Below are 8,460 nucleotides of genomic sequence, written 5' to 3'. Positions count from 1 at the left end.
CGAAGGAATAGCGCAGCGCCATCGCGAAGCTGAGGATGCAGGCGATCGGGTTGGCGAGCCCCTGCCCCGCGATGTCGGGCGCGCTGCCGTGGACCGGCTCGTAGAGCGCCTTGGGCCGACCATTGGCCATCGGCGCGCCGAGCGAAGCCGAGGGCAGCATGCCCAGCGACCCGGTCAGCATCGCGGCGATGTCGGACAGGATGTCGCCGAACAGGTTGTCGGTCACGATCACGTCGAACTGCTTGGGCCAGCGCACCAGCTGCATCGCGCCGGCGTCGGCGTACATGTGCGAGAGTTCGACGTCGGGATAGTCGCGGCCCACCTCGCTCACCACGTCGCGCCACAGAATCCCCGATTCCATGACGTTCGCCTTCTCCATCGAGCAGAGCTTGCGGTTGCGCTTCATCGCGAGGTCGAAGGCCGCACGGGCGACGCGGGCGATCTCGTCCTCGGTGTAGCGTTGGGTGTTCACGCCGACGCGCACGCCGTTCTCGACGCTCACGCCGCGGGGCTCGCCGAAATAGACCCCCGAGGTCAGCTCGCGCACGATCATGATGTCGAGCCCGGCGATCACCTCGCGCTTGAGGCTGGAGGCGTCCGCCAGCGCCTCGAAACACTGGGCGGGGCGGAGATTGGCGAACAGGTCCATCTCCTTGCGCAGCCGCAGCAGCCCGCGCTCGGGCTTCACCGAGAAGTCGAGCGCGTCGTATTTCGGCCCGCCCACGGCGCCGAGCAGCACGGCGTCGACCTCCTGCGCACGCGCCATGGTGGCGTCCGCGAGCGGCTTGCCGTGGACGTCGTAGGCGGCGCCGCCGACCAGGTCCTCCTCGACCGAGAAGGCGACCCCGCGCGACCCGAACCAGTCGATCACCCGGCGCACTTCGCCCATGACTTCCGGGCCGATGCCGTCGCCGGCGAGGATGAGCAGGGAGCGGTCGGACATGGCGCAGGTCTCCGGTGGAAAGGCGCGCGAGGTAAAGACCAGCGCGAAAGGCGCGTCAAGCGCGGGCCGGCAGGCGCCGTCCGAGCCGGGGCGACAGCAGCCCGAACAGCGCGCACACCGCGAGGCTGAGCGCGCCCATCCCGAGGAACTGCGTCTCGAGCCGCACGCCGAGGTCGATCAGCCCGCCGGTGATCCCCGGCCCGGCGGCGGTGGCGAACACCATCGCCGACACCGCGACGCCCCGGATCGCGCCGATGTGGCGCGTGCCGAACAGCTCCGGCCAGATCGCGCCGAGCAGCGCCACCGCCGCCCCCTGCGTCAGCCCCACCAGCGCGAAGACGAGCCACACCACCCAGACGGCGTCGCCCAGCGACAGCGCGAGCGCCGCGCAGGCCATTGGGATCTGGTAGAGCGGCAGCAGCCGGCGCGCGCCGTATCGGTCCACCGCCGCCGCCGCCGCGAAGCTCGCCCCGATGGTCAGCGCCGAGTAGAGCGGGAAGGCGGCGGCGATCTGGCCGAGGCTCCAGCCCTTGGTCTCCGCCAGCGTCGTCTGGTGGAAGAACAGCGCGGTGTTGACGAAAGGCGGCGCCAGCACGCCGAGGCTCACCGCCCAGAAAGCGCGCTCGCCGAGCGCCTGTTCGCGCGTCCAGTGCCGCGCGTCCATGCCGAGCACGCTGCTTTCCTCGGCGAGCTGGCGCGGCGTGCGCTCGCGCGCGAGCAGCCAGAACATCGCCGGGATCAGCGCGAGCAGGAACGCCGCCGCCGCGACCCACGCCGCCCGCCACGGCGCAACGCCCATCAGCGCGACGGTCGCCGCCGGCAGCGCCGCCTCGCCGACCGAGAAGCCCAGCGCCACGATGGCGACGGCCCGCCCCCGCTGCGCGCTGAACCAGCGGGCCATCGCCGTCAGCGCGATGTTGCTCATCATGCCCTGCCCGCAGAAGCGCAGCCCGAACACGACCAACGCCAGCCCCACCGGACCCGAAACCTGCGTCATCCCCAGACAGACGCCGGCATAGGCGGCGAGTACCGCCGCCGCCAGCGCGCGGGCGCGGAAGCGGTCCGACAGCGCGCCCGCGACGGTCAGCAGCGCCGCCGAACCGACTGTGCCGGCCGTGTAGACCGCCCCCCAGCCGCCATGGCTCAAGCCGAATTCTGCGCGCAGTTCGGCCCCGAACAGCGCGATGAAGAAGGTCTGGCCGAAGCTCGAGGCGAAGGTGAGCGCCGCCCCCGCCGCGAGCCAGCGGGCGTTCTCGGCGAGAAAGCTGCGCGGGATCATGGCGCGTCATACGCCGCGCCGCGCGCGCTTGCCAGCGGCGCGCGCGCGGCCTTAAAGAGAGCGCTCATCGGGGGGTCGCCCCCGCAGCCGGAGGCCGCGCGCATGGAGAAGTTCGTCACGCTCACCGGGGTCGCGGCGCCGCTGCCGCTGATCAACGTCGACACCGACATGATCATCCCCAAGCAGTTCCTGAAGACGATCAAGCGCACTGGCCTCGGCGTGAACCTGTTCGACGAGATGCGCTACGATCAGGACGGGTCGGAGAAGCCCGACTTCGTGCTGAACAAGCCGGCCTACCGCGACGCGAAGGTCCTCGTCGCGGGCGACAATTTCGGCTGCGGCTCGTCGCGCGAGCACGCGCCCTGGGCGCTGCTCGACTTCGGCATCCGATGCGTGATCGCGCCGAGCTTCGCCGACATCTTCTACAACAACTGCTTCAAGAACGGCATCCTGCCGATCGTGCTGCCGCAGGAGGAAGTCGACAAGCTGATGGACGACGCCGAGCGCGGCGCCAACGCGATCCTCACCGTCGATCTCGAAAGCCAGACCATCACGGGCCCCGACGGCGGCTGCATCGCCTTCGAAGTGGACCCGTTCCGCAAGCGCTGCCTGATGGAGGGGCTCGACGACATCGGCCTGACGCTGGAGAAGGCCGACGCCATCGCCGAGTTCGAGGCGCGGCGCGCGCAGACCGCCCCTTGGCTCGGCGCGGCCTGACCGCGGCCCTGCTGCTCGCGGCGGGGGCGGCGCTGGCCGATCCCCCGCCTCCCGCCCCCGGCGCGCTGCGCGTGGCGGTCTTCAACACGGCGCTGAGTCGCGACGTCGCAGGCGCCCTCGCCCATGAGTTGCGCCTCGGCTCCCGCCAGATCGACGCCGTCGCCGAGATCGTCCAGCGCGTCCGCCCCGACATCGTGCTGTTGCTCGAGATCGACCGGGACGACGCGGGAACGGCGCTCGGCCTGTTCGTCGAGACGTTGCGCGAGGGCCGCCGCGGCGCCGAGGGGATCGACTACCCCCACAGCTTCGCGCCGCCCTCCAACACCGGCCTGCTGACCGGCCACGACCTCGACGGCGACGGCGAGGTGCGCCGCCCGCGCGACGCGCAAGGGTTCGGGCTGCACGAGGGCCATTACGCGATGGCGCTGCTCAGCCGCTTTCCCATCGCCGGGGCGCGCACGTTCCAGACGCTGCTCTGGTCGCAGATGCCCGAAAACCTCATCCCGCCCGGTCACTACGCGCCCGAGGCCGAAGCCGCCCTGCGCCTCTCCTCCAAGAGCCATTGGGATATCGGGATCGCCGCGCCCGGCGGCGAGCTGCGCATCCTCGCCAGCCACCCCACGCCCCCGGTCTTCGACGGGCCGGAGGACGCGAACGGGCGTCGCAACGCCGACGAGATCGGATTCTGGACGCGCTATCTGTCCGGCGAGGACTGGATGACCGACGATCAGGGCGTGCGCGGCGGGGCAGCGACCGCGCCCTTCGCCCTGCTCGGCGACCTCAACGCCGACCCCGCCGACGGCGACGGGCGGCGCGAGGCCATCGCGGCCCTGCTCGCCCATCCCCGCCTGACCGATCCACAGCCCCGCAGCGCGGGCGGCGCGGCGGCGGCCGATCCGGGACATGCCGGCGACCCGGCACTCGACACCGCCGCGTTCCGCAAGCCGCCCGAAGGCCCCGGCGCGCTCCGTGTCGATTTCGTCCTGCCGTCCGCGGAGTTGGAGATCGCGGGGTCGGGCGTGTTCTGGCCGGCGCCCGGCGACAGGCTGCGCCGCCTCGTCGGCGAGGGCGACCGGATCGCAAGCTCCGATCACCGGCTCGTCTGGGTGGACGTGATCGCGCCGCGGCGTTGACCCGCGCGGGGCCTCAGAGGAACTCCACCCCGTCGCCGAGATCGTCGGCGGGTCCCGGCGCGACGCGCCGCCCCGCCAGACCGTCGGCGAGCCGCGCGACCTTGACCAGCCGGCGGGCGGCGCCCGCATCGACTTCGCCGAGATCGCCGGACGCCTCCGCGAGCGCCCCCAGATAATCCGCCAGCCCGTCGATGTGCTGGATCAGCCGGTCGAGCTCCTGCAACCCGCGCAGCCCCTCGGACCCGAGCGCGCCCCGCGTCTCGATCAGCGCGCCGACGGCGGCCTCGACCTGATAGGCCGCCGCGCACAGGCCCCGCAGCTCGGCGCCCGCATTGGCCAGAAGCTCGGAGACCGGCGCGAGCTCCACCTCATGCGCCGCGCCGTTGCGCCGGCCCGCCGAGAGCGGACTCTCGGCCCCGCATCGCGCTCCATTGCTCGCCGGAGGGAACGTCATGGCGCAGCCTCTCAGAACAATTCGATCTCGCCGCCGCGCACGGCCTTCGGCGGCGGCGGCGCCTCGATCGGCGGCGGGGTCTTCAGGTAGATCTGCCGGGCCCGCCCGGTCACCGGCCAATATTCGATGCGCCGCCCTTGCGCCCCGCCCGTGTCGCCGCCGACCAGCGTGATTCCCTCGGCCTTGAGGAACTTCTCGGCGAAGGCGACGTTGCGCGCGCCGACCGCGTAACGCCCGCTCATGAAGGCGCAGCCGCCGAACAGCTTCGCCTCGAGCCGGTTGCGCCGCGCGCCGTCCTTGAGCAGGCCGTTGACCAGCAACTCCATCAGATGCACGCCGTAGCGCTCGGCCTCGAAACTGCGGCTGGCGGCGACCGAGGCGTTGGTCTCGGGCAGCAGGAAATGGTTCATGCCCCCGATCCGCGCCTCGGGGTCGCGGATGCATGCTGCCACGCAGGAGCCGAGAATCGTCGTCATCACCAGCGCGGGATCGTGGCTCACGACCCACTCGCCCTGGATGACGGTCACCCTGCGTTGCGCATGCGCTTGCATCAGTCGAGCGACCCCACGATGTCCTCGATGCACTTCTTCATCTTCGGCGCATCGATGGGTTTTTCGAGATAGTTGTTCATGTGGAACTTGCGCCCGCGCTCGATCAGCGTCGCGTCGCTCTTCCCGGTCACGAGGACGAAGCCCATCTTCGAGGTCGGCTCGTAGCCGCGCAGCCCCTCCAGCAGCCCCAGCCCGTCGAGCTTGGGCATGTTCTGGTCCGAGATCACCAGGTGTCGCGGGCGCTTCTTGAGATGGTCGAGCGCCTCTTCCCCGTTCTTGAAGATCTCGATATGGCGGATGCCGATCTCTTCGAGCGCATTGACCAGCAGGCCGCGGCTGACCGCGGTGTCGTCCACCACGGCGATTTCGAGCATGTCTTTCAAGGCCATCAGACCGCCTCCTTCTGCGGGGCTTGCGCCGGGAAGATCGCCTCCGCGATCCGGTTCAGGGGCGTGCCGAAATCCACCGCGCCCAGTTCGAGCGCCGCGCGCGGCATGCCGTAGATCGTGCTCGTGTCGCGGTCCTGCGCGATGGTGCGGGCGCCGGCGCGGCGCATCTCCAGCAACCCTTCCGCGCCGTCGCGTCCCATTCCGGTCAGCAGCGCTCCGGTCGCGCGCGACCCAAGCCCGGACGCCACGGAGCGGAACAGCACGTCCACCGAAGGGCGGTGGCGGTTCACCGGCGGCGCCGCGATCAGACGACAGACGCGCTGCGCCGACCAGACCACTTCCAGATGCGTCTCGCCGCCCGGCGCCAGCCAGATCGTCCCGCGCTCGAGCGGCGCGCCATCCCACGCCTCGGCGACCCTCGGGCGGCAGACGCTGTCGAGCCGGCCCGCGAAATTCGCCGTGAAGAAGGCCGGCATGTGCTGGACGACGACGGTCGGCGGACAATCGCACGGAAAGCCCGACAAGAGCTGCACCAGCGCCTCGACGCCGCCCGTGGAGGCGCCGATGGCGATGAGCCGCGTCCCCTCCGCGATCTGCGCTGCCTGAGCGCCCATCACACTGCCCCCCCTGCCCGGCGATAGGAGGTGACGCCGTCGGTGACCAGCATCTGCGCGGCGGGCCCGCCGATGCGCTCGGAATGGCCAATGTAGAGCCGCCCGCCGGGGACGAGCTTCTCGGCCAGCCGCCGCCAGATCGTCGCCTGGGTGCTTTCGTCGAAATAGATCGCGACGTTGCGGCAGAAGATCACGTCGAACTGGCCCCGCATCGGCCAGTCGCCCATCAGGTTGAGGGGCCGGAAGAAGACCATCGAGCGCAGCTCTTCGCCGGCCTGCATCACGCCGTCCTCGGCGCGGGAGAAGTATTTCTCGATCAGGACCTTGGGCGCGGGCTCCAGCGCCTGCGCCGGATAGAGGCCGGCGCGCCCCATCCGCAGCACATGCGTGTTGATGTCGGTGGCGAGGATCTTGACGTCGAAGCTGCGCGCGTCGGGCATCGTCTCGAGAACGGTGAGCGCGATCGAATAGGGCTCCTCGCCCGAGGAGCAGCCCGCCGACCACAGCCGCACTTTCCGCCGCGCCCGCGCCTTCTCGATCAACCCCGGCATGATCGCGGCGCGCAGATCGTCGAAATGATGCGGCTCGCGGAAATAGCGCGTGACGTTGGTCGTCAGCGCCACCAGCATGTGCTCGATCTCGTCCGTGCCCGCGCGCTCGATCAGCTCGATATAGTCCTTGAACCCGCCGAGGCCGAGCTGGCGGATGCGCTTGGCGAGACGGGAATAGACCAGCGGCTCCTTGGAGCGCGGCATGTCGATGCCGGCCTCCTCGTAGAGACGCTTGGCGATCTTGTCGAATTCGCGGTCGGTGAAGGCGAATTCGCGCGGCGCCGCCGTCCGCACGAACTCGGCGGTCGAGCGCGTCGCGGCGGCGGCGGCCTGGATCATGCGGCGTCTCGCTCGAAGCTGGGCAGCACTTCGGTCAGCTCGATCAGGCTGATCATGCGATTGTCGAGCGCGAACACGCCCTTGACGAACTGGCGCGTGATGTCGGAGGCGACTTCCGGGGTCGGGCGGATTTCCTCCGACGACACGGTCAGAATGTCGGACACCGCGTCCACCAGCAGCCCGACCACCTGATCGTTGACCTGCACGACGATGGTGACGTGCCGCGCCGTCGGCTCGGCCCGGCCCAGTCCCAGCCTTGCGGCGAGGTCCACGATCGGCAGCACGGTGCCGCGCAGGTTGATCACGCCCTGCACGAAGGTCGGCGCATGCGGCAGGGTGGTCGCGGGGGTCCAGCCGCGGATTTCGCGCACGGCCATGATGTCCACGCAATATTCCTGTTCGCCGATGCGAAAGGCCACCAATTCGAGCGAGTCGCCCTTCGCCGCTTCCTTGGTCTCGGTCATCTGCTTCACTCCGCTGCTGTCATCATCGGTTCGCCGGCCCCGTCGCCGCGGGCGCGGGCCACCAGCATGTCCACGTCGAGGATGAGGGCGACGCGCCCGTCGCCGAGGATCGTCGCCGCGGCCACGCCGGGGACGCGGCCGTAATTGGTCTCGAGGCTCTTGATCACGACCTGCCGCTGGTCCTGGATCGCGTCCACCACCAGGGCGCTGCGGCCGCCGCCCTCGCTCTCCACCAGGAGCGCGACGCCCCGCTCGCCTTCCTCGCCGACGCGGCGCTGACTGCGGAAGCCGAGTTCGGCGGCGGTGTCCACGATCGGGACGAAGCCGTCGCGGTCCTTGATCACCGAGCCGGTGTCGCCGAGCGGGCGCACCCGGTCGCCGTCGAGGCTCATCGTCTCGACGATGGCCGAGAGCGGCGCGACCAGCGTCTGGCCCTCCACGCTGACCACCATCCCGTCGAGCACCGCGAGCGTCAGCGGCAGCGACATGGTGAAGACCGATCCGCGCCCCGGCCACGATTTCAGGAAGATGCGGCCCGACAGCGAGTGGATCGACTTCTTGACCACGTCCATCCCGACGCCGCGGCCGGAGATGTTCGACACCTTGTCCACCGTCGAGAAGCCCGGCAGGAACAGCAGGTTGTCCACTTCCGCATCGGTCAGCGGCGTGTCGGCGGGAACCAGCCCCTTGTCGATCGCGATCTTGCGCACCTTCTCGCGATTCACCCCGGCGCCGTCGTCGGAGACTTCGATCACCACGCGGCCAGAGCGGTGGGCGGCCGAGAGTTTCACGACGCCCTCGGGGTCCTTCCCGGCGATCTTTCGGGCTTCGGGGCTCTCCAGCCCGTGGTCGATGGCGTTGCGGATCATGTGGGTGAGCGGATCGGCGAGGCGCTCGACCACGGTCTTGTCGACCTCGGTCCACTCGCCCTCGGTGACGAGGCGAACCTGCTTGCCGGTCGCGTCGGCCAACTCGCGCACGATGCGGCTCATGCGCTGGAACAGCGGCTTGAGCGGCTGGGCGCGG

At 70.5% G+C, this 8,460-nt stretch carries 11 protein-coding genes; 2 read left to right on the top strand and 9 right to left on the bottom strand.

Annotated features, from left to right (window positions below):
* Together leuB and V7Q31_RS15730 are read right to left on the bottom strand one after the other, a co-directional pair.
* Positions 1 to 943 (bottom strand): 3-isopropylmalate dehydrogenase (gene leuB / locus V7Q31_RS15735; RefSeq protein ID WP_333834811.1); only part of this gene is annotated, 943 nt, incomplete at its 3' end.
* A 55-nt stretch (positions 944 to 998) separates the two neighbouring features.
* Positions 999 to 2,222, bottom strand: coding sequence for an MFS transporter (locus V7Q31_RS15730; RefSeq protein WP_333834810.1), 1,224 nt, complete (start codon positions 2,220 to 2,222; stop codon positions 999 to 1,001).
* Between the two features lie 102 nt (positions 2,223 to 2,324).
* Between V7Q31_RS15730 and leuD the strand changes: the two genes are divergently transcribed.
* Together leuD and V7Q31_RS15720 are read left to right on the top strand one after the other, a co-directional pair.
* On the top strand, positions 2,325 to 2,939 hold the full coding sequence (leuD, locus tag V7Q31_RS15725; RefSeq protein ID WP_333834809.1) for a 3-isopropylmalate dehydratase small subunit: 615 nt from the start codon (positions 2,325 to 2,327) through the stop codon (positions 2,937 to 2,939).
* Positions 2,921 to 4,072: an endonuclease/exonuclease/phosphatase family protein gene (locus tag V7Q31_RS15720; protein ID WP_333834808.1), complete on the top strand. Its 1,152-nt coding sequence runs from the start codon at positions 2,921 to 2,923 to the stop codon at positions 4,070 to 4,072. The genes leuD and V7Q31_RS15720 overlap by 19 nt, the downstream gene beginning before the upstream one ends.
* A 13-nt stretch (positions 4,073 to 4,085) precedes the next feature.
* On the opposite strand, the gene V7Q31_RS15715 is transcribed toward V7Q31_RS15720, so the two are convergent.
* The 7 genes from V7Q31_RS15715 to V7Q31_RS15685 all read right to left on the bottom strand — a co-directional run.
* Positions 4,086 to 4,526, bottom strand: a complete 441-nt coding sequence (locus tag V7Q31_RS15715) for a hypothetical protein (RefSeq protein ID WP_333834807.1) — start codon at positions 4,524 to 4,526, stop codon at positions 4,086 to 4,088.
* An 11-nt stretch (positions 4,527 to 4,537) separates the two neighbouring features.
* Positions 4,538 to 5,053 carry a chemotaxis protein CheD gene (locus tag V7Q31_RS15710; protein ID WP_333834806.1) on the bottom strand — a complete coding sequence of 172 codons (516 nt, stop codon included), beginning with the start codon at positions 5,051 to 5,053 and terminating at the stop codon, positions 4,538 to 4,540.
* A 23-nt stretch (positions 5,054 to 5,076) separates the two neighbouring features.
* Complete coding sequence (locus tag V7Q31_RS15705) at positions 5,077 to 5,466, bottom strand: response regulator (RefSeq protein WP_333834805.1); 390 nt, start codon at positions 5,464 to 5,466, stop codon at positions 5,077 to 5,079.
* On the bottom strand, positions 5,466 to 6,080 hold the full coding sequence (locus tag V7Q31_RS15700; protein ID WP_333834804.1) for a CheB methylesterase domain-containing protein: 615 nt from the start codon (positions 6,078 to 6,080) through the stop codon (positions 5,466 to 5,468). The genes V7Q31_RS15705 and V7Q31_RS15700 overlap by 1 nt, the downstream gene beginning before the upstream one ends.
* Positions 6,080 to 6,970, bottom strand: coding sequence for a CheR family methyltransferase (locus V7Q31_RS15695; RefSeq protein ID WP_333834803.1), 891 nt, complete (start codon positions 6,968 to 6,970; stop codon positions 6,080 to 6,082). The genes V7Q31_RS15700 and V7Q31_RS15695 overlap by 1 nt, the downstream gene beginning before the upstream one ends.
* Positions 6,967 to 7,434: a chemotaxis protein CheW gene (locus tag V7Q31_RS15690; protein WP_333834802.1), complete on the bottom strand. Its 468-nt coding sequence runs from the start codon at positions 7,432 to 7,434 to the stop codon at positions 6,967 to 6,969. The genes V7Q31_RS15695 and V7Q31_RS15690 overlap by 4 nt, the downstream gene beginning before the upstream one ends.
* Before the next feature lie 5 nt (positions 7,435 to 7,439).
* On the bottom strand, positions 7,440 to 8,460 hold a 1,021-nt coding region (locus V7Q31_RS15685), incomplete at its 5' end, for a chemotaxis protein CheA (protein ID WP_333834801.1).

Origin of the sequence: Rubrimonas sp., assembly GCF_036788415.1 — a bacterium.
GTDB lineage: Bacteria > Pseudomonadota > Alphaproteobacteria > Rhodobacterales > Rhodobacteraceae > Rubrimonas.
Note: the sequence above shows the minus strand (reverse complement) of the source record. Positions and strands in the feature narration are given on the sequence as shown.

Coding starts and splice junctions, on each gene's coding strand:
- V7Q31_RS15730 (WP_333834810.1), bottom strand. CDS start 2,222: ATGATCCCGCGCAGCTTTCTCGCCGAGAACGCCCGCTGGCTCGCGGCG.
- leuD (WP_333834809.1), top strand. CDS start 2,325: ATGGAGAAGTTCGTCACGCTCACCGGGGTCGCGGCGCCGCTGCCGCTG.
- V7Q31_RS15715 (WP_333834807.1), bottom strand. CDS start 4,526: ATGACGTTCCCTCCGGCGAGCAATGGAGCGCGATGCGGGGCCGAGAGT.
- V7Q31_RS15705 (WP_333834805.1), bottom strand. CDS start 5,466: ATGGCCTTGAAAGACATGCTCGAAATCGCCGTGGTGGACGACACCGCG.
- V7Q31_RS15700 (WP_333834804.1), bottom strand. CDS start 6,080: ATGGGCGCTCAGGCAGCGCAGATCGCGGAGGGGACGCGGCTCATCGCC.
- V7Q31_RS15695 (WP_333834803.1), bottom strand. CDS start 6,970: ATGATCCAGGCCGCCGCCGCCGCGACGCGCTCGACCGCCGAGTTCGTG.
- V7Q31_RS15690 (WP_333834802.1), bottom strand. CDS start 7,434: ATGACCGAGACCAAGGAAGCGGCGAAGGGCGACTCGCTCGAATTGGTG.